Origin of the sequence: Tsukamurella ocularis, assembly GCF_024807615.1 — a bacterium.
Taxonomy (GTDB): Bacteria; Actinomycetota; Actinomycetes; order Mycobacteriales; family Mycobacteriaceae; genus Tsukamurella; species Tsukamurella ocularis.
Genome location: NZ_JANUCJ010000003.1, coordinates 103,235 through 129,360 on the forward strand (window position 1 = coordinate 103,235; position 26,126 = coordinate 129,360).

The 26,126-nt window shown below is 71.5% G+C and carries 24 protein-coding genes; 4 read left to right on the plus strand and 20 right to left on the minus strand.

The genetic code is table 11. The features are described 5' to 3' along the window. Positions 1-9 precede the first annotated feature (9 nt). Together dapE and mgtE are read right to left on the minus strand one after the other, a co-directional pair. Complete coding sequence (gene dapE / locus HNP44_RS11785; protein WP_259140499.1) at positions 10-1,086, minus strand: succinyl-diaminopimelate desuccinylase; 1,077 nt, start codon at positions 1,084-1,086, stop codon at positions 10-12. 77 nt (positions 1,087-1,163) lie between these two features. After that, positions 1,164-2,516: a magnesium transporter gene (gene mgtE / locus HNP44_RS11790; protein WP_259140501.1), complete on the minus strand. Its 1,353-nt coding sequence runs from the start codon at positions 2,514-2,516 to the stop codon at positions 1,164-1,166. Between the two features lie 78 nt (positions 2,517-2,594). Between mgtE and dapD the strand changes: the two genes are divergently transcribed. Then, positions 2,595-3,545: a 2,3,4,5-tetrahydropyridine-2,6-dicarboxylate N-succinyltransferase gene (dapD, locus tag HNP44_RS11795; RefSeq protein ID WP_259140504.1), complete on the plus strand. Its 951-nt coding sequence runs from the start codon at positions 2,595-2,597 to the stop codon at positions 3,543-3,545. Between the two features lie 64 nt (positions 3,546-3,609). Here dapD and HNP44_RS11800 read toward each other — a convergent pair whose 3' ends face one another. The 5 genes from HNP44_RS11800 to fdxA all read right to left on the minus strand — a co-directional run bounded on the left by HNP44_RS11800 (position 3,610) and on the right by fdxA (position 7,086). Continuing rightward, the gene (locus HNP44_RS11800; RefSeq protein WP_259140505.1) at positions 3,610-3,864 is read right to left on the minus strand and encodes a hypothetical protein; all 255 of its coding nucleotides are present in this window, start codon (positions 3,862-3,864) and stop codon (positions 3,610-3,612) included. 197 nt (positions 3,865-4,061) lie between these two features. Then, positions 4,062-4,463: a hypothetical protein gene (locus tag HNP44_RS11805; RefSeq protein WP_259140506.1), complete on the minus strand. Its 402-nt coding sequence runs from the start codon at positions 4,461-4,463 to the stop codon at positions 4,062-4,064. 292 nt (positions 4,464-4,755) lie between these two features. Next, positions 4,756-5,652: a multinuclear nonheme iron-dependent oxidase gene (locus HNP44_RS11810; protein ID WP_259140507.1), complete on the minus strand. Its 897-nt coding sequence runs from the start codon at positions 5,650-5,652 to the stop codon at positions 4,756-4,758. Further along, a complete protein-coding gene (gene dapC, locus HNP44_RS11815; RefSeq protein ID WP_259141162.1) occupies positions 5,652-6,737 on the minus strand; it encodes a succinyldiaminopimelate transaminase in 1,086 nt (361 codons plus the stop codon). The genes HNP44_RS11810 and dapC overlap by 1 nt, the downstream gene beginning before the upstream one ends. Positions 6,738-6,753: 16 nt before the next feature. Continuing rightward, on the minus strand, positions 6,754-7,086 hold the full coding sequence (fdxA, locus tag HNP44_RS11820; RefSeq protein ID WP_224646084.1) for a ferredoxin: 333 nt from the start codon (positions 7,084-7,086) through the stop codon (positions 6,754-6,756). Between the two features lie 108 nt (positions 7,087-7,194). Here fdxA and HNP44_RS11825 point away from each other — a divergent pair, with 108 nt between their 5' ends. Further along, positions 7,195-8,418 (plus strand): NupC/NupG family nucleoside CNT transporter, encoded by a 1,224-nt coding sequence (locus tag HNP44_RS11825; protein WP_259140508.1) that lies wholly within the window; start codon positions 7,195-7,197, stop codon positions 8,416-8,418. Positions 8,419-8,478: 60 nt separating this feature from the next. On the opposite strand, the gene HNP44_RS11830 is transcribed toward HNP44_RS11825, so the two are convergent. From HNP44_RS11830 to typA, 7 genes are all read right to left on the minus strand, one after another. After that, on the minus strand, positions 8,479-9,015 hold the full coding sequence (locus HNP44_RS11830; RefSeq protein ID WP_259140509.1) for a Uma2 family endonuclease: 537 nt from the start codon (positions 9,013-9,015) through the stop codon (positions 8,479-8,481). A 38-nt stretch (positions 9,016-9,053) separates the two neighbouring features. Next, complete coding sequence (locus HNP44_RS11835; protein ID WP_259140510.1) at positions 9,054-9,821, minus strand: hypothetical protein; 768 nt, start codon at positions 9,819-9,821, stop codon at positions 9,054-9,056. Continuing rightward, positions 9,818-12,409 carry a bifunctional FO biosynthesis protein CofGH gene (locus HNP44_RS11840; RefSeq protein WP_259140512.1) on the minus strand — a complete coding sequence of 864 codons (2,592 nt, stop codon included), beginning with the start codon at positions 12,407-12,409 and terminating at the stop codon, positions 9,818-9,820. The genes HNP44_RS11835 and HNP44_RS11840 overlap by 4 nt, the downstream gene beginning before the upstream one ends. After that, on the minus strand, positions 12,406-12,759 hold the full coding sequence (locus HNP44_RS11845) for a hypothetical protein (RefSeq protein WP_259140513.1): 354 nt from the start codon (positions 12,757-12,759) through the stop codon (positions 12,406-12,408). Before HNP44_RS11845 ends, HNP44_RS11840 begins: the two co-directional genes overlap by 4 nt. Beyond that, positions 12,759-13,661, minus strand: a complete 903-nt coding sequence (gene mshB / locus HNP44_RS11850; protein WP_259141163.1) for an N-acetyl-1-D-myo-inositol-2-amino-2-deoxy-alpha-D-glucopyranoside deacetylase — start codon at positions 13,659-13,661, stop codon at positions 12,759-12,761. Before mshB ends, HNP44_RS11845 begins: the two co-directional genes overlap by 1 nt. Positions 13,662-13,666: 5 nt before the next feature. Further along, positions 13,667-15,526: an ABC transporter family substrate-binding protein gene (locus HNP44_RS11855; protein WP_259140515.1), complete on the minus strand. Its 1,860-nt coding sequence runs from the start codon at positions 15,524-15,526 to the stop codon at positions 13,667-13,669. Between the two features lie 75 nt (positions 15,527-15,601). Then, on the minus strand, positions 15,602-17,509 hold the full coding sequence (typA, locus tag HNP44_RS11860; RefSeq protein ID WP_259140517.1) for a translational GTPase TypA: 1,908 nt from the start codon (positions 17,507-17,509) through the stop codon (positions 15,602-15,604). Between the two features lie 181 nt (positions 17,510-17,690). Between typA and HNP44_RS11865 the strand changes: the two genes are divergently transcribed. Beyond that, positions 17,691-17,888, plus strand: a complete 198-nt coding sequence (locus tag HNP44_RS11865; protein WP_259140519.1) for a hypothetical protein — start codon at positions 17,691-17,693, stop codon at positions 17,886-17,888. Here HNP44_RS11865 and HNP44_RS11870 read toward each other — a convergent pair. The 3 genes from HNP44_RS11870 to mgrA are packed head-to-tail and all read right to left on the minus strand — an operon-like array spanning position 17,885 to position 20,392. Continuing rightward, positions 17,885-18,592, minus strand: coding sequence for a glyoxalase (locus HNP44_RS11870; protein ID WP_259140520.1), 708 nt, complete (start codon positions 18,590-18,592; stop codon positions 17,885-17,887). The two genes, HNP44_RS11865 and HNP44_RS11870, sit on opposite strands and share 4 nt — an antisense overlap. Before the next feature lie 25 nt (positions 18,593-18,617). Continuing rightward, complete coding sequence (locus HNP44_RS11875; protein WP_259140522.1) at positions 18,618-19,331, minus strand: TetR/AcrR family transcriptional regulator; 714 nt, start codon at positions 19,329-19,331, stop codon at positions 18,618-18,620. Further along, on the minus strand, positions 19,328-20,392 hold the full coding sequence (mgrA, locus tag HNP44_RS11880) for an L-glyceraldehyde 3-phosphate reductase (RefSeq protein WP_259140523.1): 1,065 nt from the start codon (positions 20,390-20,392) through the stop codon (positions 19,328-19,330). Before mgrA ends, HNP44_RS11875 begins: the two co-directional genes overlap by 4 nt. 49 nt (positions 20,393-20,441) lie before the next feature. Here mgrA and HNP44_RS11885 point away from each other — a divergent pair, with 49 nt between their 5' ends. Further along, a complete protein-coding gene (locus tag HNP44_RS11885) occupies positions 20,442-21,440 on the plus strand; it encodes a cation diffusion facilitator family transporter (RefSeq protein WP_259140525.1) in 999 nt (332 codons plus the stop codon). Between the two features lie 17 nt (positions 21,441-21,457). On the opposite strand, the gene HNP44_RS11890 is transcribed toward HNP44_RS11885, so the two are convergent. From HNP44_RS11890 to HNP44_RS11900, 3 genes are read right to left on the minus strand one after another with little or no spacing between them, the layout of a single operon-like run. Then, positions 21,458-23,437 (minus strand): GMC family oxidoreductase N-terminal domain-containing protein, encoded by a 1,980-nt coding sequence (locus HNP44_RS11890; protein WP_259140527.1) that lies wholly within the window; start codon positions 23,435-23,437, stop codon positions 21,458-21,460. A gap of 5 nt (positions 23,438-23,442) precedes the next feature. Beyond that, entirely contained in the window at positions 23,443-24,468 is a 1,026-nt protein-coding gene (locus HNP44_RS11895; protein ID WP_259140528.1) for an ABC transporter ATP-binding protein, read from the minus strand. A 40-nt stretch (positions 24,469-24,508) separates the two neighbouring features. Continuing rightward, positions 24,509-26,119, minus strand: coding sequence for an ABC transporter permease (locus HNP44_RS11900; RefSeq protein WP_310437680.1), 1,611 nt, complete (start codon positions 26,117-26,119; stop codon positions 24,509-24,511). Between the last annotated feature and the right edge of the window lie 7 nt (positions 26,120-26,126).

Consider the following 26,126-nt stretch of genomic DNA (forward strand, 5'->3'; position numbering starts at 1 on the left):
ACCCACAACCTACCCAGCGAGGAAGGCGCGCAGCACGGCGGCCACCTCGGTGATCTGCGCGATCTCGACGTGCTCGTCGCGCTTGTGAGCGTAGTTGGGGTCGCCCGGTCCGAAGTTCACCGCCGGGATACCCAGCGCGGCGAACCGCGAGACGTCGGTCCAGCCGTACTTGGCGCGGAACCTGCCGCCGGCGGCCGCGACGAGCTTCGCCGCGGCGGGGGCGCCGAGGCCGGGCAGCGCACCAGGCGCGGCGTCCGTCACCTCGAAGGCGAGGGCACCGTCGGCGAGCGGCCCCGCCAGGGCCTCGCGGACGTGCGCCACGGCCTGATCGACGGTGCGGTCCGGCGCGAAGCGGAAGTTGACGTCGACGAAGGCCTCGTCGGGCACCACGTTCCCGGCGACGCCGCCCTCGATCTTCACGGCGGAGAGTCCCTCGCGGTACTCGCAGCCGTCGATGTCGACGGTGCGCGCGGTGTACGCCTGAAGAGCGGTGAGCACGGGGCCGAGCTTGTGGATCGCGTTGTCGCCCAGCCAGGACCGGGCGCTGTGGGCGCGCACGCCGCCCGCGGTGATGCGGACGCGGATGGTGCCCTGGCAGCCGGCCTCGATGAGCCCACCCGAGGGCTCGCCGAGGATCGCGACATCGGCGGCCAACCACTCGGGGAGCTCGCGTTCGATGCGGCCGAGACCGTTGAACTGCGAGGCGATCTCCTCGCACTCGTAGAAGATCAGCGTCAGGTCGTACGCGGGGTCGGCCATCGTGGCGGCGAGGTGCAGGAAGACCGCGTCGCCGCTCTTCATGTCGACGGTGCCGCAGCCGTGCAGGATCCCGCCCTCGCGGCGGCTGGGCACGTTGTCGGCGATCGGCACGGTGTCGAGATGGCCGGCGAGCATCACCCGCTGCGGCAGACCGCGATTCGTCCGAGCGAGCACGTTGTTGCCCACGCGGAGCACCTCGAAGCCCTCCAGCGCGCGGAGCGCGGCCTCCACCTCGTTCGCGATCCGTTCCTCGTCGTGGCTGACGCTGGGAATGTCCACCAGCGCGGCGGTGAGGTCGATCGGGTCAATGGCGATGTCGAGGGGCACAGCCCCAGCGTAGTAGCGCTACGGGACGCGGCCACCACCAAGGCCGCACGGCAGAGTCACCCCTCCAGGGGTAGTGCTCAGATCGGGAGGATCGCCTTGGCGACCAGGAAGTAGAGGATGAGGCCGGTCGCGTCGACGAAGGTGCTGATGAACGGGTTGGAGAAGACGGCCGGGTCGACGCCGATGGATTTCGCGACGATCGGCATGAGCCCGCCGACGGTGGCCGACATGGTGCACACGCCGAACAACGTGGCGCCGATGACCAGGCCCACGTCGACCCCGAAGAGGACGCCGGCGATGACCGCGCCGAGGGTGCCGAGGACCAGGCCCAGCGTCGCGCCGACGCGGACCTCGCGGCCGAGCACTCGGAAGACGTCGGCGGTCGTGATGTCGCCGAGCGCGAGCGCGCGGGTCACAGTCGTCGCGGCCTGATTGCCGGTGTTGCCGCCGGTGCCGATGATCAGCGGCACGAACAGCGAGAGCACCACCATCTCCTGCAGGCTGTCCTCGAAGACCGACAGCACCTTCACGGTCAACGTCGCGCCGATCGCCAGTACCAGCAGCCACACCACCCGTGAGCGCACCAGCGTCCGCACGGGCGTCGACAGGTAGGGGCGGTTCAGGGGCTCCACGCCGCCCTGACGTGCCGCGTCCTCGCTCTCGGCCTCCTCCAGGATGCGGAGCGCATCGTCGACGGTGAGGATGCCGACGAGGCGGTGCTCGTCGTCGACGATGGGCATCACCAGCAGGCGCTGCTCGGCGCAGCGGCGGGCGGCCTCCTCCGCGGACTCCCGCGCCCGGGCGGTCCCGGCGACGTTCATGATCTCGCTCACCGGAGTCTCCGGTGCGCTACGCAGGAGGCCACGGAGCCCGACGATGCCCACGAGGACGCGCCCGGGGCCGACGACCGGGATGCCGTAGATGGTCTCGACGTCGTCGATGCGGGCCCGCACCGCGGCGAGGGCCCGGTCAGCGGTGTCGCCGGGGTGGACGGAGACGAACTCGGGGGTCATCTCGCGGCCGACGGATCCCTGGGGGTAGCCGAGCAGGGCCGCGGTGGCGGTGCGCTCGCCGTCCGGGAGGCCGTGGAGCAGGCGTCCGGCGACGGTCGCGGGCAGCTCGTCGAGCAAGGTCACGCGGTCGTCGGGATCGAGCTCGGCGAACAGGCCGGTGACCTGGTCGTCCTGGAGGTCGTGGATGAGCTCGCCCTGCAGGGGCGCGTCGAGGGATTCGAAGACCGTGAGTGCTTCGTCCTTCGCCAGCAGCCGGAAGACGACGGCACGGTCCTTGCGACTGAGTCGCTCGAGGACGTCCGCGACCTGGTGCGAGGTCAGGGGTGCGATGAGTGCCGCGACGGCGCTCAGGTCCCCGTCGTCGACCGCGTCGTCGATCCGGTTGGCGAGCTTGGCCGTGTCGAGCGTCGTAGTCACTCGCTGCACGGTATCCGACTCCGGCAGCTCCGCAGCGCGAGCGACCGCGGCCCCAGTGGCGCCCGGTACCCTGATCGCGTGACGAATCGTGGAGCGAAGGCGTACGGACTGGCCACCCTTACCGACGACGGGACGGTGCTCGACACCTGGTTCCCTGCGCCGGAGCTGACCGACGGTGGCGGCACCACCGGCACAGTGCAGGATCCCGACGGCGCGCCGGAGGTCCTGACCGCCTCGGCCGGGGCCGACGCGGCGCGCAAGGTACGGGTGGTGGTCGTGCAGACCACGATCGCAGACCTCGACGCGGCACCCGTCGACGCACACGACGTCTACCTGCGCCTGCACCTGCTGAGTCATCGCCTGGTGCAGCCGCACGGCCTCAGCCTCGATGGCCAGTTCGGCCTGCTCGCGAACGTCGTGTGGACCAATTTCGGCCCTTGCTCCCCGGTGGACTTCGAGTCGGTCCGCGCGGCGCTCCTCCCCCGCGGCCGTGTCACCGTCTACTCGGTGGACAAGTTCCCGCGCATGGTCGATTACGTGCTGCCGAGCGGCGTGCGCATCGGCGACGCCGACCGCGTCCGCCTCGGCGCGCACCTGGCCGACGGCACGACCGTCATGCACGAGGGCTTCGTGAACTTCAACGCCGGCACGCTCGGCACCGCGATGGTCGAGGGCCGGATCTCGGCGGGCGTCGTCATCGGCGATCACTCCGACGTGGGTGGCGGCGCCTCGACGATGGGCACCCTCTCGGGCGGCGGCAAGGAGATCATCAAGCTCGGCGAGCGGTGCCTGCTGGGCGCCAACTCCGGCCTGGGCATCCCGCTCGGCGACGACTGCGTGCTCGAGGCCGGCCTCTACCTCACCGCCGGCACCAAGGTGACCGGCCCGGACGGGACGCAGGTCAAGGCTCGCGAGTTGTCCGGGCAGAGCAACCTCCTGTTCCGCCGCAACTCGGTGACCGGCGCGGTTGAGGTCGTGCCGTGGAAGAGCGAGGGCGTCGAGCTCAACGCCGCGCTGCACAAGAACTGAGGTCGCACGCGAACGGCGGCCGGTGCACGCACCGGCCGCCGTTTTCGTACATCAATAGTGAATTCTATTTCGTGACGACACCCATCGGAGCCCCGCCACCGGAGCAGCGCACCCCGTCGAGCATGCGGTCGAGAGCGCTGCTTAGCGCGGGCCGCTCGCCGACGAGCTCCGCGGCCGCCACCCGCGGCGATCCTGTGCCGACACACTCCGGGTGAGCGCTGACCAGGCGCGACTCGATGATCCACAGCGCCACGCCGCTCAGCACCACGACAGTGCAGAGCATCGCCACCAGACCGAATCTGATCTTCGTGAATATCACCTTCACCACCCTCGTTCAACGAAACCTCGCTACCCTTTGCTATAGCGTATCAGATTGAGGGTTGATGGTTCGCAGACGAAACCACTGGCGACTGTGGGTACGACCACCAGCGTTCGCCGGCATCTCAGCCCGCCAAAGGAGCGCCCGAGTTCGTCGACCCGCTGCACCGGGACTTCCTCCGGCCGCTCGGTAGCGCGTCAGGCCCCGTAGACCCGGGCCCCGACGCGGACGACGGGGCGGCCGCGCGCCACCGCCCAGCGCCGCGCGCCGCTGCGCACCGACTCGACGGCCACCCACGCGCGCTCGGCCTCCGTGCCGTGGGCACGCAGCCAGCCGACGTACGCGCGGGCGTCGTGGGCGGAGCAGTCCACCTTCGGGTGCGCCGCCGCGTAGCCGACGAAGCCGCCCGGCCAGCCAGGCAGGCTCGTCAACGCCGGGAGGGCCCTGGCCGCGGAGCCCGCGCGCTTCACCGCGAGGACCCGGGCGGTCAGGGCCGCGCCGCCGACGTCGAACCCGGCCGGCACCCGTCCGGCGAGGAGATCGGTGAGCACCACCGCCTGGCGGTGCCGCAGCCGGTCCCGCACCTCAGGAGGAACCACAGCTGCTCGAACTGCTCGACGAGCTGGAGCCGCAGCTACTGGCCCCGCAGCTGCTCGCGCTGCAGTTGGAGCCCGAGTCATGGCCCGAGTGGTGCGAGCCGCCGCCGGAGTCGCCGAAGAACCAGGCCGATCCGGCGCCGGAGTCGCCCGACGACCCACTGCGCCCGCGGGACCGCCCGCGGCGCCGCCCACCGCTCTGGCCGCCCGAAGCGGCGGAGACGCACACCGCGATCACCGCGAAGATCACGAACAGAACCACCACAGCTTCCATCTCGCACCTCCCGATCGTCGTTCAGTCGATCCCGAGAACCTCTCGTAGGCACAGCATCTCGTGCCGGACGGCGGATTCGATCACGGACTCGTCACGTTCCAGCAACACTCCGGGCAACGTGCTCCCACCTGCAGAAACACCCCCAAGAGAACGCTGTGAATCCCGCCAGACCGCGAGGAGATCCAGAACTTCCGGGCATATCGGGTCGGCGTGGGTGTCGAGGTAGAGGCCCTTGTCGAAGCGGCCGCCCGCGATGTGGACGTACGCGACCGCCTCCAGCGGATACCGCCGCAGCTCGCCGGCGGCATCCGCTCCGCGGGCCGTGCACGAGGCGTAGACATTGGCCAGGTCGAGGACTAGGCGTACCCCCGTCCGGTCGACCAGCTCCCGCAGGTAAGCCGGCTCGTCGTAGCGGTCCTCGGGCCACGCGAACAGGGCGGCGATGTTCTCCAGCGCGAGCGGCACGGGCAGCGCGGCCTGCGCGGCGCGCACGTTCTCCACCAGCACGTCGAGCGCCTCGGCCGTGCGCGGGGCAGGCATCAGGTGGCCGGCCTCGAGGACGTCCTCGTGAGGGCCGGACGCCGTGTCGGCGGGATCGTCGTCCAGCCCGACGGTGCCCGCCCGCACGAAGGCGATGTGCTCGCTCACCAGCGGCGCGTCCAGCGCCACCGCGAGGTCGGCGAGCCGCCGCAACCGGTCGGGATCGGGGAGGTCCGCACCCGCGATGCCGAGCGTGACCCCGTGCGGCACCACCGTGACGCCCAAGCCCACCAGTTCCGCCAGCTCGGCGGGCAGCGCGGCCGGATCGGCGTTCTCCGCCACGATCTCGGTGAACGCGACAGAACCCGCGCGCGCACCGTCGAGCAGCATCCCGGCGAGTTCGGGCCGCCACGCGGCCGAGACGCCGGAGATCCCCATCAGGCCAAGCGCTCGGCGGCGGCGGCGATCCGCTCGTCCGTCGCGGTCATCGCGATCCGCACGTGCTGCGCGCCCTGCGGGCCGTAGAACTCACCCGGCGCGGCGAGGATGCCGCGCTCGGCCAGCCAGTCGACGGTCTCGCGGCAGGGCTCGCCGCGCGTCGACCACAGGTACAGCCCGGCCTCGGAGTGGTCGACGGTGAAGCCCGCTCCCTGGACGGCCCGCAGCAGCACCGCACGGCGGGCGGCGTAGCGGGCGCGCTGTTCCGCCTCGTGCTCGTCCACTGAGAGGGCGTAGGTCATCGCGGCCTGCACCGGGAAGGGCACGATAGCGCCGGCGTGCTTGCGCACCGCGGCGAGTTCGGCGATGAGCGCGGGATCGCCCGCGAGGAAGCCGGCGCGGTAGGACGCCAGGTTCGAGGTCTTCGACAGCGAGTGGATCGCGATCAGCCCGGCGGTGTCGCCGTCACAGACGCGCGGGTCGAGGACCGAGACGGGCTCGGCCTCCCAGGCCAGGCCGAGGTAGCACTCGTCGGACGCCACGATCGCACCGCGCTCGCGCGCCCACTGCACCACCTTGCGCAGGTGGTCCACGCCGAGCACCTTGCCCGTCGGGTTCGACGGCGAGTTCACGAAGACCAGCGCCGGCCGTTCCGGGCCGAGCTGGGCGGTACCGTCGGCCCGCACCGGCCGGGCCCCGGCCAGCAGCGCGCCCACCTCGTAGGTGGGGTACGCGACCTCGGGGATGACGACGACGTCACCGCTTCCGAGCCCGAGTTGCGACGGCAGCTGCGCGATCGCCTCCTTGGTCCCGATCACGGGCAGGATCGCGTTCTCCGGCAGCGCGACGGTGCCGTACCGGCGGCTCAGCGCGGCCGCGGCGGCCTCACGCACGGCGACGGTGCCGATCGTGGCCGGGTAGCCGGGGAACGCGGAGCCCTCGAAGAGGGCGCGGCGGATCGGCTCGGCGACCGGGTCCACGGGTGTGCCGACGGAGAGGTCGACGATGCCGCCGACGTGCGCCGCGGCCTTCTCCTTCGCGCCCGCGAGGGTGTCCCACGGGAAGTCCGGCAGTCCGGACGCCACGGGCACGCGCGACACGTCAGTGCTCGGTGTCGGTGTTCATGGGCGGGAGCGCCTTGATGAAGGGGTGGTCGTAGTCGATCTTCCCCTGCTTCGCGGCACCACCGGGCGAACCGATCTCGTCGAAGAAATCGATGTTCGCGCTCACGTATTCGGCCCACTCGTCCGGCACGTCGTCCTCATAGAAGATGGCCTCGACGGGGCACACGGGCTCGCAGGCGCCGCAGTCCACGCACTCATCCGGCTGGATGTACAGCATCCGGTTGCCCTCGTAGATACAGTCGACCGGGCACTCCTCAATACATGCCTTGTCGAGCACATCCACACAGGGCTCTGCGATGGTGTACGTCACCTGTCATCTCCTTCGCACCGACTGCTTCCACCCGACAGTATTCCGCGCCGTTGGAAGGTGTCACAAAGAAGTGTCGCCTAACCTGCCGGTGTGTGCTTTCATTCACCAGTGCACGTAATCGTCGGTGTGTTCGGACTCGTCGTCTTCCTCCTCCTCGCGTACCTGCCCACGCGGAACGTCGCCCTGCTCAAGAAGAAGGCGCCGTACATCCTGGGCATGCTCGCGATCCAGTTCGTGCTGGGCCTGATCATGCTCAAGACCCCGGTGGGGCAGAACGTCATCGACTGGCTGTCGCGGGGTTTCAAGAACCTGCTCCAGTTCGCCCACGAGGGCACGGCGTTCGTGTTCGGCGGCCTCGTCGACTACAACAAGGCCCCGGACGGCCCGGGCCCGTTCTTCATGAACGTGCTGCTGCCGATCATCGTGATCTCGTCCCTGATCGGCATCCTGCAGTTCCTCAAGCTGCTGCCCCTGATCATCAAGTACCTCGGCCTGGCGCTGTCCACGGTGACCGGCATGCCGAAGCTGGAGTCGTTCAATGCGGTCAGTTCGGCGATCATCGGCCAGTCCGAGAACTTCATCGCGATCAAGAAGATCCTGCCGACGCTGCCGCCGAACCGCCTCTACACGCTCTCGGCGTCCGCGATGTCGACCGTGTCGATGTCGATCGTCGGCTCGTACATGACGATGATCGAGCCCCGGTACGTGGTCGCGGCCATCGTGCTCAACCTGTTCGGCGCGTTCATCGTGGTCTCGCTGATCAACCCGTACGAGGTCGCTCCCGAGGACGACGTCTTCGCCGCGCCCGAGCAGAAGAAGCAGTCCTTCTTCGAGATGCTCGGCGAATACATCATGGACGGCGCGAAGGTGGCGCTCACCGTGGCCGCGATGCTGATCGGCTTCGTCGCACTGCTCGCGCTCGTCAACGGGCTCTTCGCCTGGATCTTCGGTGGCACCACGTTCCAGGACGTCCTCGGGTACGTGTTCGCGCCGCTGGCGTGGCTCACCGGCGTGCCGTGGTCCGAGAGCGTGCAGGCGGGCGAGATCATGGCGACCAAACTGGTGAGCAACGAGTTCGTCGCCATGATGTCGTTCACCGAGATGAACCCGTCCGGCAACGGCCCCGTCGTGATGAGCGAGCGCGCCACCGCGATCGTCCAGACCTTCCTGGTCTCCTTCGCGAACTTCAGCTCCATCGGCATCATCGCCGGTGCCGCGAAATCTCTCGCCCCCGACCAGGGCGACCAGATCGCCAAGTTCGGCCTCAAGCTGCTCTACGGCGCCACGCTGGTCTCGTTCATCTCCGCGACGGTCGTGGGGCTCATCTCGTAGTTTCCCGACGGTGCTCTCGGGTCGCGACAGGGTGGGGGTGGATGTCCGCCCCACCCCTTGTCAGGTCAGTGCGGTCAGGTCCACGCGGAGGTCGAAGGGCACCGTCGTCGTGAATTCGCCTGTGGAGGTTGCGCCTTCGTATTGGCCGTCGCGGAGTGCGAGGGCCTCGATGCTCGGTCCGCCGGCGAGGTCGACGATCCAGTAGTGCGGGATACCCGCGTCGGCGTACTCGCTGCGCTTGGTCACCAGATCCTGGCGACGGGTGCCGGGCGAGAGGATCTCGACGATCAGGAGAACACGATCAGCCGTCACCTCGTCCGGAGCGGTGACGGGAACAACGATGAGATCGGGACGACGCACCGTCGGCGGAAAGCCGGCTTCGACGATGACGTCGAAGTCCGGCACGAGCTCGAGGCCATCGGGCAGGTATGTGGCCAGCCGCATCGCCAATTTCAAACCGGCGGTCTGGTGCAGCTTGCGCGGACTCGGAGACACGATCAGGACCCCCTCCTGAAGCTCCGACCGCCCCGACGTGTCCTCCCCCAAGGCACGCCAGTCGTCCAGCGACATCAAGTCGACTCTCCGAGCTGCGGTCATGCGCCGAGTCTAACGCCGCGGACCGACAGGAATCGGGGCTACGCCTCGGGTTCGGGGTCCGCCTCGACGCCCGACGGAGCCGCGCTTCCGGCGAAGGCTGCTTCCAGGCCGAGGATCTTGGCGCCGTCGGACGCGCGGGCCTCGACGATGCGGAGCGTGGCGAACTCACCGACGTAGCCGGCGGCCGCACCCACGACCGGGAGCCTCCCCACCGTGTCGAAGACACCGCCCGGACGCGGGCGCGATTCGAGCGCCGCGCGCGCCGACTTCACGGTGTGAAGCACGTCGCGGACCGCGCCGAACGCCGAGAAGACGCCGCCCCGCAGCTTCTCGCTCGTCTCGCGCACGGGCACGAGGTCCTGGAAGCCCGGCTGGTCCCCGAGGAGCGCGCGGGCGTCGATCTGGCGGCGCGCGAGGACCCGCGCGACGAGATCGATCTGCTCCGGCACCTGGTCCACGCCGTGCTCCCCCGCGACGCCCACGACGACAAGGGTCTGGTTCGCGAAGCCCAGGTAGGTCTGCAGCGGCAGCAGACGGGCGACGAAGCCGAGGGCCCCGGGCCAGGCCACCGCGACCGTCGAGACCGCGCCGACGGGGATGACCCACCAGCGGGAACGGCCGTCGGCATCGCGCTTGAGGTAGCCGTTGACCAGCGGGATCGGGGTGAGTCCGGCCAGTGTGGAGACGACCCGCACGCCGGCCACCGCGGGACGGGCGACCGTCACGAAGACGCCGACGGTGCGCGCCAGCTCCAGGTCGGTCACCGTGCCCGTGACCGCGCCGCCGCGCGGCTCCAGCGCGTTCACGCGGCACCCCGCTGGGCGTGCGTCGTGGTGCGCTCGCGCGCCGGGCGCCCGATGCCGTTCGCGATCGCGTGCAGTTCCGCCACCGTCTTCTCCGATCCGTGCGCCGATCCCGCCATCCGCGAGATCGTCTCCTCCATCAGGGTGCCACCCAGGTCGTTCGCGCCGCCCTGCAACATGGCCTGCGTGCCCGCCGTACCCAGCTTCACCCAGGACGTCTGGACGTGATCGATGCGGCCGTGCAGCATGACCCGCGCCAGCGCGTGCACCGCGCGGTTGTCCCGCTTGGTCGGCCCCGGGCGAGCAGCGCCCGCGAGGTACAGCGGCGCGCTCTGGTGCACGAAGGGCAGCGGCACGAACTCGGTGAAGCCGCCCGTGCGGTCCTGGATGTCGCGCAGCACGTTCAGGTGCGTCACCCAATGCGACGGGTTGTCGACGTGGCCGTACATCATCGTCGAGCTCGACCGGATACCCACCTCATGGGCCGTGGTGACCACGTCGACCCACGCCGACGTGGGCAGCTTGCCCTTGGTGAGCACCCAGCGGACCTCGTCGTCGAGGATCTCGGCAGCGGTGCCGGGAATCGTGTCGAGACCGGCCTCGCGCAGCCCGATCAGCCAATCCCGCACCGACTCCCCCGAGTGGGCCGCGCCGTTGACGATCTCCATCGGGCTGAAGGCGTGCACGTGCATGCCCGGGACGCGCTGCTTGACAGCGCGCACCAGGTCGGCGTAGCCGGTGGCGGGCAGGTCGGGGTCGATGCCGCCCTGCATGCACACCTCGGTGGCGCCCACCTGCCACGCCTCCTCGGCGCGGTCGGCGACCTCCTTCATGGAGAGCGTGAAGGCGTCGGCGTCACCCTTGCGCTGCGCGAAGGCGCAGAACCGGCAGCCGGTGTAGCAGATGTTGGTGAAGTTGATGTTCCGGTTGACCACGTAGGTCACCACGTCGCCCACGACGTCCTTGCGCAGCTGATCCGCCAGGGCCACCAGGGCTTCGAGCCCGGCGTCGTCGGCGTACGCGAGCGCCCGGTACTGGTCGTCGGACAGCCCGCCGGGGTTGCGCTCCGCGGCCCGTAGCGCCGAGAGCACGTCGGACTCCACCTTCTCCGGCGCCGACAGCGAGAGCACCTGCTCGCGCACGGACTCCCAGTCTCCGAAAGCGGAGCCGAGATCCGACCGGGTGTCGGTGTTGCGGCCGTCGACGTCGATGGCGGTGTTCAGGTCCGTGCGCCCCGACGACGCCCACTCCTCGTCGGGTTCCTGCCAGGGCACGCCGACGGGCATCGCGTCCGGGTCCGCGAGCCCCGTCTCCGGGTCGGCGAGGGCCGCGACGTGCGGCGCGACCCGCGGATCGATCCACGGGCTGCCGGCGCGCACGTACTTGGGTTGCGCCGTGAGTCGCTGCCGCAGCTCGAATCCCGCGTCGGCAGTGATCTGCGCCAGCGCATCGAGGTCCGGCCAGGGGCGCTCGGGGTTGACGTGGTCCGGAGTCACGGGCGAGACGCCACCCCAGTCGTCGACGCCGGCCTCCAGCAGCAGCCGGCACTCGTCGGCGGAGACCAGGTTCGGCGGCGCCTGCACCCGCATCGCGGGCCCCAGCACCATCCGGGTCACGGCGATCGCCGCGCGGTAGACCTCGAGGTCCGCGTCCTCCACCGACCGCATGGCGGTATCGGGCTTGGCGCGGAAGTTCTGGATGATGACCTCCTGCACGTGGCCGAAGGCCTTGTGCACCTTGCGGATGGCCATGATCGACTCGGCGCGCTCGCGCTCGTCCTCGCCGATGCCGATGAGCAGCCCCGTCGTGAAGGGCACCGAGAGGCGGCCCGCGTCGGTGAGGGTGCGCAGCCGGACCGCCGGGTCCTTGTCGGGCGAGCCGTAGTGCGGCTGCCCCTTCTCGGTGAACAGGCGCTCGGAGGTGGTCTCGAGCATCATGCCCATCGACGGCGCGACGGGCTTGAGCCGCGAGAGCTCCTCCCAGCTCATGACGCCCGGGTTGAGGTGCGGCAGCAGCCCCGTCTCCTCCAGCACCCGGATGGCCATGGCCCGCACGTAGTCCAGCGTGGAGTCGTAGCCGCGCTCGTCGAGCCAGGTCCGGGCCGCCTCCCAGCGGTCCTCCGGCCGGTCGCCCAGAGTGAACAACGCCTCGTGGCAGCCCAGCTCCGCGCCGCGGCGCGCGATCTCGAGGATCTCGTCCGGCTCCATGTAGGCGCCGTGCCCCTCGGCCGCCAACTTGCCCGGCACCGTCACGAAGGTGCAGTAGTGGCACTTGTCGCGGCACAGCCGCGTGATGGGGATGAAGACCTTCTTGCTGTAGGTGACCTGCGGCGTACCGTCTGCCCCCGTCAGCCCGGCCTCGAGGAGCCCGGCGTCGCGCACCCGCGCCGCGGAGCGGCACAGGTCGTCCAGGTCGTCGCCGCGGGCCGCGAGCAGCACCTGCGCCTCGTCGACGTTGAGCACCGCCCCGTCCCGCGCCCGGCGCAGGGCGCGGCGCATCGCCGACGCGGTCGGTACGTACGGCTCCGCGGCTCGCTTCGGCACCGTCGGCACCGGGAGGAGAGCGGGAGATTGCTCTGAAGCGTCCGTCACTCTATCGATGATGCCAGGTGTCCCGCGAGGATCGGCATCCCGATTCCACAGAGCAGGAGCAAGAGCAGCCGCCAGTCGGCGTACAGCACGATGTCGCCGCCCGGCCCGCCGAGCAGGAAGGCCACGATCACCAGGAGGAACGCGATTACCGGCAGTGCCCCGTGGACCGGCTCGCCGCCCAGCCGGCGGGCCGCGACGGAGATCCCCGCGAGCAGCGCGCCGAACAGAACCGCGGAGAGCGGAAGAGGCACGGCGCCGGCGTACAGGTAGAGGTACATCGTGGCGCCGACCGCGCACACCGCGCCGCCCACGGTCGCGACACCGAGCAGGATCCGGTCGAGCGGCTCCATCACGCCACCCCCGCGAACAGGTCCCGCTCGACCCCGTCGGGGCCGGGGGCCACGGCGCCGCGGGCCAGGACGTAGGCCTCCTGGGCGAACACCGGCTGCGCGATCCGGTTGGTCAGGGCGAGGGCTGCGCCGTCCGCACTGACGCCGAGCTGGGTCGCGTGGGCACGGAGCGCGGTGCGCTTGCGGTCGAGGACGGACGAGACGTCGATCCGGGTGGTGATCGCCGCGGCGTCGTGGGCGGGCAGCTCGGCGGCGGCGGGCACGCGCCAGCCGTCGGGCAGCTCCACGCGGCGCAGATCGTCGAGCCCGGCGTCGAGGTCGTCGTGCGCGGTCACCGTCCAGTACAGCTTCGCGACCTCCCAGGGCTCCCCCGGGACGCCGGCGTCCGACGCGGCCTCGACGGCGGCGTGCGTGAGCAGGTGCGCGGCGATGTGGTCGGGATGGCCGTAGCCGCCGACCTCGTCGTAGGTGATCACGACCTGCGGCCGCGTCTCCCTGATGACGCGGGTGAGGGCCTGCAGCGGGCCGCCGTCGACCCACTCCAGGTAGGACGACGAGGCGAATGCCCGCGGGTGCTCCGCGGCGGGGGTGCCGGCCATGCCGGAGTCGCGCCAGCGGCCCATGCCGCCGAGGAAGCGGGGCCGCAGTACCGGCCCGGCTGGGTCGCTCAGCGCGGCCAGCGCGCCCGTCAGCTCGCCGATCCGATAGCCGCCGAGCTGGTCGGCGTTGTCAGCGGTGAGCTGCGCGAAGGGCGGCTCCATCACCTCGCCCTCCTCGCCCAGGGTGCAGGTCACGACGGTCACCTCGGCGCCCTCGGCGAGGTAGCGCGCGATGGTGCCGCCGGTGGTGATGGTCTCGTCGTCGGGGTGCGCGTGCACCAGCAGCAGGCGCCGTCCGCTCACGTCGGTCACGGGCGGGCCCATCCCTCCACGCCGGTGAAGACGCCGTCACGCGGAGGGCCCTCCAGCGTGACCCCCTGCACCGACGGGCCGACTGCCGTCAGCGTCACATCCTGCAGGATCGGCAGGACCGTCGCGCGCAACCACAGCTGCGCGTCGATCGCCGCGAGGTCGATGGGGCCGCCGCGCAGCCCGTCGAGTGCGAGACCCTGCAGGTCCGCGTCGCACAGGCCGGAGAGGTTGCCGCCCACCGTGGTGGCGGCCGGGTCGTTCTCGAGGTTCGGCGCCTGCGGCGTGCTGGTGGTGGTCGGCCGCTGGCCGTCCTCGGACGGGGGCGCGGGGCACTCGACGCGGGAGGCGAACCGCTCGGCGGGCGTGGGGCCGGCGCTGGACCAGCCGACCACCGCGTCAACGGAACCGTCGAGCAGCGCGGTCCCGGCGACCACCTGCGGCTCCAGCGCGACCACCGACGCGAAGACGCCCATGGCGCGCAGTTGGTCGGTGGCGTTGCTGGCGACGGCGAACGCCGCGACGTTGCCCTGCGGCACGCCGATCCGTAGGAACATCGGCACCCCGTCGCGGACGTACTGCTGCACGTTCTCGCCCGGCGACGGGGAGGGCGGCACCGGCAGCGCCGACGGGTCGATGCTGGTGCTCGGGCCGGCCGGCTCGGTCGTCGCGGGCGGCGGCGTGGGCGGCACGCTCTGGCTGGGCGGGATCGGCGCGTTCTGCAGCGTGTAGCCGGCGCCGGCGAGGGCCTGTTCCAGGCGGGCCTTCGCCTCCGCGGGCGCGGGGCGCGCGGGCATCGTCGGGGCGTAGCCGGGATCCGACGGTGCCAGCACCTGCGCGCGGGCGGGGCGCGCAGCGTCGCCGCCGGAACCGACGGTGGTGAGCAGGTCCACGTTCACGGCGTCCAGCAGTGCGCGGCGTACCTCGACGTCGGCGAGGAACTTCGAGCGGGTGTTCAGCGTCAGCGACAGCACCCGGGGATCGACCTGCTCCACGGCGCGCACCTGGTAGATCGACGTGAGCTGCGCCAGCAACGACGGTCCGCCGTGCACCGAGACCACCTGCACATCGCCCGTGCGGACGGAGTTGGCGAGCTGGGTGTCGGTGCCGCCCTTGCGGAGCACGATGCGGTCGACGCGGGCGGGCTTCATCCAGTACCGGTCGTTGCGCTCGAGGGTGACCTCGTCGCGTGCCACGTCGACCTTCTTGACCAGGTAGCCGGCGCCGGAGGCGGGGATCTTCTCCCGCATGGCGCCGTTGAAGCCGCCGGGCGAGCCCTTGATCAGGTGGCTGGGCAGCAGGTTCTGGAACAGGGTCCGCCAGCCGGGCAGCGGCGCCTTCAGGGTGACGATGACGCGCTTGCCGCCGGCGCCCGAGGCCACCGACTCGATCTGCCGGTAGGGCGCCGACCCGACCGTGTCGGGGGCGGTGGTCATCGACTGCCAGAGGTACACGAAGTCCTCAGCAGCGATCGGCGCGCCGTCGGACCACTGCGCGTCCTGCCGGATCGTGTAGGCGATCTGCAGCGGCGCGGGGTGCTCGATCGCCGGGATCAGGTCGGTGTTCTGCTGCAGCGTCACCCGCCCGTCCTGCCCCCGGACCTCACGGAAGACGCTCGGCAGGGTCATCGCTGCCAGGGCCCGCGACGCCGAGGATGAGTTCGACGCGAGGTGCGGGTTGAAACCCGGGCCCAGGCCGTCGATCGCCACCTGCACGGTGGCGCCGGTGGCGGCGGGGGCCTGCGGCGGCGCGGAGGTCTCCGACCCCGGCACCGCCGGCGGCGGGTCCGCGACGCACGCGGTCAGGGTCGTCGCGAGCAGTACCGACGCCACCGTCAGCCCCAGGGACCTGTGCCGCACTGCTCGTGCCTCCTACGCTCGCTGGAAGTCCACCGCCCGACGGTCACCGTCGGGCCCGTCGCCGCGACCGCGGGATCAGCCCGCGGACTGATCCCGCGACTTGGCGCGCGAGCGCTCACGGGCGCGCTCGGTACCGTTCAAATGCACCTTACGCACCCGAACGACCTCGGGGGTGACCTCGACGCACTCGTCGCCGGCACAGAACTCCATCGCGGCCTCGAGCTCCAGCTTGATGGGCTTGGCGAGGGTCTCCATCACGTCGGCGGAGGACTGACGCATGTTGGTCAGCTTCTTCTCCTTGGTGACGTTGATGTCGAGGTCCTCGGCGCGCGGGTTGATGCCCACGACCATGCCCTCGTAGGTGTCGGCGCCGGGCTCGACGAAGAAGGTGCCGCGGTCGGCGAGCTGGATCATCGCGAACGGGGTCACGCTGCCCTGGCGGTCCGAGACCAGCGAGCCGGTGTGGCGGGCGCGGATCTCGCCGGCCCACGGCGCGTACTCGTGGAAGACGGCGTTGGCGATGCCGGTGCCGCGGGTCTCGGTGAGGAAGTCGGTGCGGAAGCCGATGAGGCCGCGCGACGGGACGACGAACTCCATGCGGACCCAGCCGGTGCCCTGGTTGGCCATGGTCTCCATGCGGCCGCGACGGTTCGCGAGCAGCTGGGTGACCGAGCCGAGGTACTCCTCGGGGACGTCGATGGTGAGGTGCTCGAAGGGCTCGTGCACCTTGCCGTCGACCTTGCGCGTGACGACCTGGGGCTTGCCGACGGTGAGCTCGAAGCCCTCGCGTCGCATCTGCTCGACGAGGATGGCCAGCGCCAGCTCGCCGCGGCCCTGCACCTCCCACTGGTCGGGCTTGCCGATGTCGAGCACCTTGAGCGAGACGTTGCCGATGAGCTCGGAGTCGAGGCGCGACTTCACCATGCGGGCGGTCAGCTTGTGACCCGAGACCTTGCCGACCAGCGGGGACGTGTTGGTGCCGATGGTCACGGAGATGGCGGGCTGGTCGACCGTGATGCGGGGCAACGCGACGGGGTTCTCCAGGTCGGCGAGGGTGTCGCCGATCATGATCTCGGGGAAGCCCGCGACGGCGACGATGTCGCCGGCAACAGCCTCCTCGGCGGGCTTGCGCTCGACGCCGTCGGTGGCGAGCAGCTCGGTGACCTTGGCGTTGGTGACCACGGGCTCGCCGTCGACCTCGCGCATCCAGGCGACGGTCTGGCCCTTGCGGAGGGTGCCGTTGTGGATGCGGACCAGCGCGAGGCGGCCGAGGAAGGCCGACGCGTCGAGGTTGGTGACGTGGGCCTGCAGCGGCGCCGCGGCGTCGCCCTTGGGGGCGGGGATGTGGTCGTGCAGGATCTGGAACAGCTCGTCGAGGTTCTCGGCGTCCGGGACCGTGCCGTTGGCGGGGGCCGTCGTCGAGGCCTTGCCCTCGCGGCCCGACGCGTAGATCACAGGGAGGCCGAGCGCGAGCTCGGCGGCCTCAGCGGCCTCGTCGGACAGGTCCGAGGCGAGGTCCAGCAGCAGGTCCTGTGCCTCGGTGACGACCTCCTCGATGCGCGCGTCGGGGCGGTCGGTCTTGTTCACGACCAGGATGACGGGCAGCGACGCGGCGAGCGCCTTGCGCAGCACGAAGCGGGTCTGCGGAAGCGGGCCCTCGGAGGCGTCGACCAGCAGGACGACACCGTCGACCATCGACAGGCCGCGCTCGACCTCGCCACCGAAGTCGGCGTGGCCCGGGGTGTCGATCACGTTGATGACGGTGGTGGTGCCGTCGGCGTTCACACGGTGCACGGCCGTGTTCTTCGCCAGGATGGTGATGCCCTTCTCCTTCTCCAGGTCACCCGAGTCCATGACCCGGTCAACCAGCTCGGCGCGCTCGGCGAACGCGCCGGACTGCCGCAGCATGGCGTCGACGAGGGTGGTCTTCCCGTGGTCGACGTGCGCGACGATGGCGACGTTGCGGAAGCTGGGCTGAGCCACTGTGGTTCTCCTGGAGGTGGTCGTGCGCGCGCAGCGGGCAATGGTCCGTGGGCGCGTCGAAGGGGGCGTGCGGACACGCCTGGTCGTGACCAGGTTACTTCCCGAAGGCCCGAGGAGCCGCATCGTGACCGCCGGATGTGACGGTTGGCATCCCACGATTAGGTTGCTCTAACCTATTCAGATGAGTAAGACCAAGGCGCACAAACTCGTGGGCAGCAAGCCCAAGAAGAAGTGCTGCCGCAAGAAGACGCGGTGCATGAAGTGCCCCGTGGTGATCCACAGGCTCAACCGGCTGGCCGCGCACGGCGCCTCCAAGAAGGAACTCGAGAAGTCCCTGAAGACGGTGCGCGCCAACCCGGAACGCACGCGCGTGGCCTAGTCCGCCTGTTCCAGCAACTGCCGCAGGGCGCCAGGATCGGCCGCGGTCGCGACGGCGCGGTCGAGCTCCTCCGGGGTCACCGGCAACGCCCGCAGCTCCCCGATCAGACCCGGCACGTCCGCGTCGCGGCCGGCCGCCGGCGCGATCTCGAGCAGGAAGGCCAGGGCGAGGGCCCGGTCGGCGTCGGTATCGCCGTCCTTCGGGCGACGCAGCGCCGAGGTCAGCGCCCGGTATGCCGCGGCGTCGTCGCCCTTGAAGCCGCTGAGGATGCGGGCGTTGTCGAGCGTCTTGGCGAGCCCCGACAGCTCCGTCGCGCCGCCGTACTCGAACTCCGGCTCGTCCTTCCGGATGATCAGCAGCTGGTTGCCCGACGGGTCGACGAGGGTGAACCGCGAGGCGCCCGGACGGAACCGGGTCAGCCGCGGCTCCCCCGAGGCGGGCACCTTCCCGAGGAGTCCCTTGATCGCGGCCTTGAACGCGGCGTGCTCGGCGGCCACGTCGTCGACCAGCAGCAGGCAGATGCCCGTGTCCTCGGCGTCGCGGGCGAAGCGCGCGAAGTGGACGTCCGCACCGTCGCGCGTGAACGCCAGGTACAGGTACGGACGGACCTGGTAGCCGGTGCACGCGAATCCGAGGGCGGTGTAGAAGTCGCGGGTGGCCTCGGGATCGACGCAGGGCAGGACGGGAACGGCGGTGGTGGGCACGCCGCCAGGCTAGTGCGGAATACGGTCAGTTCCTGTCCGCCGGCGCCGTCTCCAGCAGGTTCGTCAGCACCGACGAGAGCACGTCGACCAGCTCCGCGGGGTTCGCGCCCTCATCGGCACGCTGCCACCACGCGAGGAGGAACTCGTTGACGGAGGGGATGAATGCGGCGTACACCCAGGGGGCGACGGCCCGCGATCCGACGGCCTCCACTGCGGACCGCACCAGAGCGGCCCACCCAGCACGGTTGTCCAGGCGGTAGCGCTCCATCTCGGGGCTCACCCCGACCACTTCGACGAACGCCACCCGCAGGCCACGCGGGTCGGTGAGCACCGCGTCGATGTAGGCCCTCACTCCGGCCAGCACCAGCGCGCGACGGGCCTCCGCCGTCGGCAGGCCGCCCACGCGCGACATGCCCTCCGCGAGCGCGGTCTCGACCGCGACGCGGCCCCGCTGCTGGAGCCCGGTGTGCAGGTGTCGCAGCAGCGCCTCGCGGTCGGCGAACTGCTCGTAGAAGTGGCGCCGCGAGACCTTGGCCCGCTCGCAGACGTCCGCGACCGTCGTTTGCTGGTATCCGGCGGTGGCGAACAGGTCGAGTCCCGCCTCCTCGAGCCGGGCGAGCCGCTCCGCATGCCGGGTCCGCGCGTCGGCGCCGCCGTACAGCCGCCCGGTCGCGCTCTGTCCGGTCGCGCTCTGTCCGGTCGCGCTCTGTCGGGCAGCGCCGGTCCGCGTCGCGGTCATGACGTCGAGGCGGTGGCGCCCCACCAGATGTTCAGGTCACCGTCTACGGCGAACTCGTCGATGGCGGCGAGCTCCTCAGCGGTGAAACCGAGGTTCGCGACGGCGCCCACACTGTCCTCGAGCTGCGCGACGCTGGACGCCCCGATTAGCGCGGAGGTCACCGCCGGCGAGCGGAGCACCCACGCGATCGCCATTTGCGCGAGCGTCTGCCCGCGGTCGGCGGCGATCCCGGCCAGCCCGCGCACGCGCGCCAGGTTCTCATCCGAGAGCATGGCGCCGGAAAGGCTCTTGCCCGCGGCCGCGCGGGAGTCCTCGGGCACACCGCGGAGGTACCGGTCGGTGAGAAGGCCCTGTGCCAGCGGCGAGAAGGCGATGACGCCCATGCCCTCGGCGGCCGTGGTCTCCAGCAGCGACGGTCCGCCGGTCTCTCCGGCGCGCTCGACCCAGCGATTGAGCATCGAGTACGAGGGCTGGTGGATGAGCAGCGGTGTGCCCAGATCGCGCATGATCTCCTGCGCCCGCGCGGTGAGCTCGGCGCCGTACGACGAGATACCCACGTACAGCGCGCGCCCCGAGGTGACGGCCGTGTGCAGCGCGCCCATGGTCTCCTCCAGCGGCGTCTCCGGGTCGGGCCGGTGACTGTAGAAGATGTCCACGTGGTCCAGGCCCATCCGCCGCAGCGAGGCGTCCAGCGAGGAGAGCAGGTACTTGCGGGAGCCGCCGAAGCCGTACGGACCCGGCTGCATGTCCCAGCCCGCCTTCGACGAGATGATCAGCTGGTCGCGGTAGGGGCGGAAGTCCTCGGCGAAGAGCGTGCCGAAGTTCCGCTCGGCGCTGCCGGGCGGCGGGCCGTAGTTGTTCGCGAGGTCGAAATGGGTGACACCCAGGTCGAAGGCGCGCCGCAGGACGTCGCGCTGGCTCTGCAGCGGCTTGTCGTCGCCGAAGTTGTGCCACAGGCCGAGCGAGATCGCCGGCAGCCGCAGGCCCGACTCCCCCACCCGGCGGTACGGCGCCCCGTCGTAGCGACGGTCGTCGGCGACGTACGGATCGAATGCACCCATGCCCCCATCATGCCCGGCGCGTACCGCCGCCGGGCATACGATCGGCAGGATGAGCGACGAGCCGGCGGACGGAACCCAGGACGAGAGTCTGCTGACGGTGCTCATCGCATTCGGCGCGAACGTGCTGATCGCGATGGCGAAGTCGGTCGCCGCGGTGATCACCGGCTCGGCCGCGATGGTGGCCGAGGCCGCGCACTCGTGGGCGGACACGGGCAACGAGGTCTTCCTCCTCATCGGCGCGAAGCGTGCGGCCAAACCCGCCGACGAGTCGCACCCTTTCGGCTACGGCCGCTCGGGCTACGTGTGGTCGATGTTCGCTGCCTTCGGCCTGTTCAGCGTGGGCTCCGCCGTCTCGGTGTGGCACGGTATCTCCGCACTCGGTGCGCCGGAGGAGGCGGCGGACTACGGCTGGGGCTACGCCGTGCTGGCCATCTCCTTCGTGCTCGAGGGGATCTCGTTCCTGCAAGCGCTTCGCCAGACCAAGGAGGGCGCTCGGGAGCGGATGCTGCACCCGCTGCGGTACGTGCGGATGACGTCGAACCCGGTGCTGCGCTCGGTCTTCGCAGAGGACCTCAGCGCGCTGATCGGCATCGTCATCGCCGCCACCGCGATGGCCCTGCATCAGGTCACCGGAAACCCCGTCTGGGACGCCGTCGGATCGATCCTGGTCGGCATCCTGCTGGGCTTCGTCGCGGTGTTTCTGATCCGGCGCAACATGGACTTCCTCACGGGCGAGGAGGCGACGCCGCTCGCCCGCAACCGCATGCTGGAGGCGCTGCAGTCGCACCCGGACGTCAAGCAGGTGAGCTTCCTGCACATGGAGTGGGTCGGCGCGGACCGCCTGTTCCTCGTCGCAGCCGTCGACCTCGAGGGCGACCTGCCGGAGTCGCAGGTCGCGGCGCGGCTGGCGGCGATCTCGGACGACATGAACCGCATCCCCCGCATCCAGCGGGCCCTCTTCACCCTCACCCGCCCCGGTGATACCACCCGTCTGACCGCCGAGCCGCTCCCCGACTGGTACCTGCCCGAGGACGAGCGCCGTCCCTAGCGGGACGGCCACGCCGCCTACCCGAGACGAGCCGCCAACCTCGAGGCGTTCATGTGCGCAATGGCCTCGATGGAGATCATCGGATTGACGCCACTCGGCGTGGGGAAGCAGGAGGCGTCGGCCACGACGAGGTTGGGCACCTCCCACGTCGCGCCGTCGGGGTCCGTCGCGGAGGTATCTCGGCTGCCGCCCATCGCTGCCGTACCCATGATGTGCAGGGCTGCCATCATGCATCGCGCCGGGGCATATCCCTGCGCCCGGGCCCGGCCGGCGAGGTCGGCGATCCGGTCCGCACGGCGGCCGGCGTCGGCGGTGCCCGACAGATCCACTGCCACGCGCACCTGGTGGGCGGTACGCACCGCCGTCGCACCGGCGGCGGCGAGGATCTCGGCGGCACCCACCACCCCGCGGTGCAGGTGCGCAGCGTCGTAGTCGCTGATCCGGTAGTGCGCCACGGGCTCGCCGTCGCGCCCGACGGTGACCCTGCCTGCGCCGGTGTCACGCAGGATCACACCCACCACCCCGGTGCGGCGCAGGGCCCGCATGTCGTCGGCGAGGTGGGCCGCGGCGTGCCAGGGCTGGAAAGCGACGGCAGCCCCCGGATGCATGGGGCCCGTCTCGTAGATCACGCCGTAACCGTGGCCGTCGAGGTCGGCGTGTTCGGTGGAGTAGCGGGTCTGCAGGCCGCCCTCCCACGGCCGGATGTCCTCGTCGAAGCGACCGGCCACCGCAGTCGCGGGGTGCAGCCGCAGGTTCGCCCCGATCCGCTCGTTGCTCAGCCCGGATCGGCGCAACAGAGCGGGGGTCTGGATCGAGCCGGCCGACACCACCACGGCCCGAGCGTCGACGGTGACCCGCCTCCCGTCCGCGAGCGTCACCTCGACACCCGTGGCGCGGCCACGGTCGACCCGCACCCGCCGCACGTCGGCGTCGACGACGATGCGGGCCCCGACCTCGGCGGCGTCCTGCAACCACGTCTTCGTCACCGACTGTTTGGCCCCGATCCGGCAGCCGTAGCCGCACCGTCCGCACTCGACGCCCTGATCGCAACCGAGCACATTGCGCGGCATCGGGGCGCAGTGCCGGCCCAGTGCGACCAGTCCACGCTCCATGATTGCGTCGCGCTGGGCGATGGCGCCGTGATCGAGGTTCACCGACAGCCTCTGCTGGACCGCCTCCAGCGCGCGGGTGTACTCCTCGCCGGCGAACTGCCGCGCCCCGTGCGCGGCCCACTCCGCTCGCACGTGGTCGGGGGTGGCGAACGAGGTGGTCCAATTGACGACGGTGCCGCCGCCCAGGGTGCCGCCGGACATGAGCGCGAGCTGCCCCTCGAGGGTGGAGGCGGGTGGCCCCGAATACAGCGTGGTCAGCGCCTCGAGCTCGCCGCGACCGAAGTCGAGGTCGTCGTGATAGCCGCCCTTCTCCAGGACCAGCACGTCGAGCCCCGCTGCGGTGAGTACCGCTGCGGCGGTGCCGCCGCCCGCTCCGGAGCCCACGATCACGACGTCGGCGCTCAACCTCTCGCCGGGCACGACGAGCGGCGTCAGCGGCCGGGGCGGTGCATCGGGCAGGGGCCCGAAAGCCTCTGGGTAACCCATCGCGGCACGGGCTGCGGTCGCGTCGGGTGCCACGAAGTAGGCGGCGATCAGCAAGGAGCGGAGGCCCTGAAAGATCGAGCGCTTGGCCGCCACCGTCGAACCACCCCACCGCAGGAGGGCGTCCTCGCGCTCCGCGTGGGGCAGGGCGGAGAACCTACGAGGGCCGATGCCGTGGGCCAGACCCATACCGCGGGTGTCCCACAGGTCGAGGAAGATCTTCATCTCGCGCAGCTCGCGCGGCAGCAGCTTGTGCTGCGCCATCGCCGCGACGGTCGCGAGGTAGTCGATGCCCCGCGGCCCCGGGACGCCGTCCCATCCGGGAATCAGCGTCTCGCCGATCGCGAGGAGCGCACACTCCTGGCGTGGGCCGAACGGACTCGGGGGCGTGTTCTCGGTCACGAGACCTATCCGATCACGGCGACCCGGCGCGGGTTGAGCGCGACGCGCACGATCTCGCCGTCGGCGGGCGGGGTGTCGCCGAGCGCATCGACGAGCAGCTCGCCGTCGCCGGTGTCGACGGCGGCGGTGATCCGCATCCCGTCGGCGGTGGGCACCGAGCCGATCACGCGGGCCGGCACCCCGTGCGCCTGGATCACGACGGAACCCTGCCGCAGGCCCAGCCGGAACCTCCCGTCGGGGCAGTCGACGAGGACCTGGCCCAGCGCGGAGGTCGCCTGCAGGTCCTTGACCTGCGCGTCGAGCAGCACCGAGTAGCCGAGGAAACGGGCCACGTCGGGCGTGCGCGGGCGCCGCCACAGCCTGGCCGGCCGGTCCACCTGGGCCAGCTCGCCGGCGTCCAGCACGGCGACGGTGTCGGCCAGCTCGACGGCCTCGTCGTGGTCGTGGGTCACGATGAGGGCGGGCGTCCCGGTCTCGCGGAGGATGCGGCGCAGGTCACCCACGAGGCGGTCGCGCAGCTGCCGGTCCAGTGCCGAGAGCGGCTCGTCGAGCAGGAGGAGGCGGGGCTTCGGGGCCAGCGCGCGGGCCAGCGCGACGCGCTGCTGCTGCCCGCCGGACAGCTCGCCGACGGGCCGTGCCCCCATCCCGGGCAGCCCGACGAGCTCGAGCAGTTCCTCGACGCGGGCGTCCGCGTCGGCCCGCGGCCAGCGGTGCCGCTGCAGGCCGTAGCGGATGTTGCCGGCCACGTCGCGGTGCCCGAAGAGCTGCCCGTCCTGGAAGACGACGCCGAAGCCGCGCCGGTGCGTGGGCACCTCAGCGAGGTCCGCGCCGTCCCAGAGGATGCGCCCGCCGGCCAGGGGCTCGAGGCCCGCGACGGCCCGCAACAGCGTCGACTTGCCGCAGCCCGACGGCCCGAGCAGCGCGGTGACGGCGTCCGCACCGCCCGCCGCCCGATCCCCGACGGTGAGCGAGACCTCCCGCACGGCCGTCCGGTCGCCGTAGCGCACCGAGATCCGGTCGATGGTCAGCATCGTCGGCCCCCTCCCCTGTCCCCACGTCCGCGGATACCCATCAGAACTCCGCCCGCCCGGCGTCGTCGCGGCGCAGCGCCTCCACGGCGCCGATCACCAGCACCGTCGCGGCGATGAGCAGCACGGAGCACGACGCGGCGAGCGCCGCGTCGGCCCAGCCGGGGCGGCCGGAGATCCGGCCGATCAGCACGGGCAGCGTCATCTGCTCGGGCCGCACCAGGAAGCTCGCGGCCCCGAACTCCCCCAGCGTAACGACGTACGCGAAGCCCGCGGCCACTGCCACGGAGCGGCTGATCACCGGTAGGTCGACGGAGGTGAAGACGCGGACCGGCGAGGCCCCGAGCACGGCGGCTGCCTGCCGTTGCCGCGGGTCGACCGCGCCGAGCGCCGGCACGAGCACACGTACCACCAGCGGCAGCGCGACGAGGGCCTGCACGAAGGGCGGCACGGCGGGCGACTCCCGGACCGCGGGGAGGGATTGCAGGGCCAGCAGGTAGCCGAAGCCGAGCGTCACGGCGCTCACGCCGAGCGGCAGCATCACCACGGCGTCGGCGAACCGGCTCAGCAGCCCGCGGGAGCGGGCGATCGCGACCGCGGCGAGCCCGCCGACGAGCAACGCGATCGCCCCCGCCTGCGCCGCCGTGACCAGCGACATCGTCAGCGCCTTCACCGGCACGACCCCGCCGAAGTCACTGGTGAGCCGGCGGTAGGCGTCGAGGCTCAGCGCGCCGGAGGAGTCGGGACGCAACGACCGCAGCAGCAGCGCTCCGAGCGGGAAGAGCAGCAGCGCGACGCTCACCGGCACGCCGACGAGCACCGCCAGCCGGGCACGGCCGCTCGGCCGCGGCGGCTCCACGCGTGCCGCCGTTGCGGGCCGGGAGACCCGCACCCGCAACGCGCCGCTCACAGCGACGGCCAGCACCACGATCGTGATCTGCACCAGCGCGAGCAGCGCGGCGGTGCGCAGGTCGAACGCGCCGACCACCTCCTGGTAGACCGCGGTCTCCAGGGTGCGCAGCCGGCTGCCGCCGACGACGAGGATGATGCCGAAGCTCGTCGCGCAGAACAGGAAGACCACCGACGCCGCCGACGCGATCGCTGGGAGCAGCGCGGGCGCTGTGGCGGTGAGGAAGGCGCGCGCCGGGCCGGCGCCCAGGGTGCGCGCGGCCTGCTCTGCCCGCGGGTCGACGGCCGACCACACGCCGCCGACGATGCGGGCGACCACCGAGACGTTGAAGTAGGCGTGCGCGAGCAGTACCGCCCACACCGTCTCGGAGAGGCCGAGGAAGCCGAGGCTCCCGCCGGGAGCGAACAGCGTGCGGAAGGCGACGCCCACCACGACGGTCGGCAGCACGAAGGGCACCGTCACCACCACCCGGAAGAGCCACTGCCCGCGGAACCGGACCCGGGCGGTGAGCCAGGCCAGCGGCAGTCCGAGGACCACGGTGAGCAGCGTCGACGCCGCGGCCTGCCAGAGGGTGAACCAAACCAGCCCCAGGCCGCCGGCGCCGGCGAAGCCCTCCCACAGGCCGACACCGTCGGACGCGAGTCCCCGCGCGACGATGGCGGCGACGGGCCAGAGGAAGAAGACCGCGACGAACAGCAGTGGGGCTGCCAGCAGCGCGAGCCGCCCGCGGTCCAGCTGCCTCACGACGGCC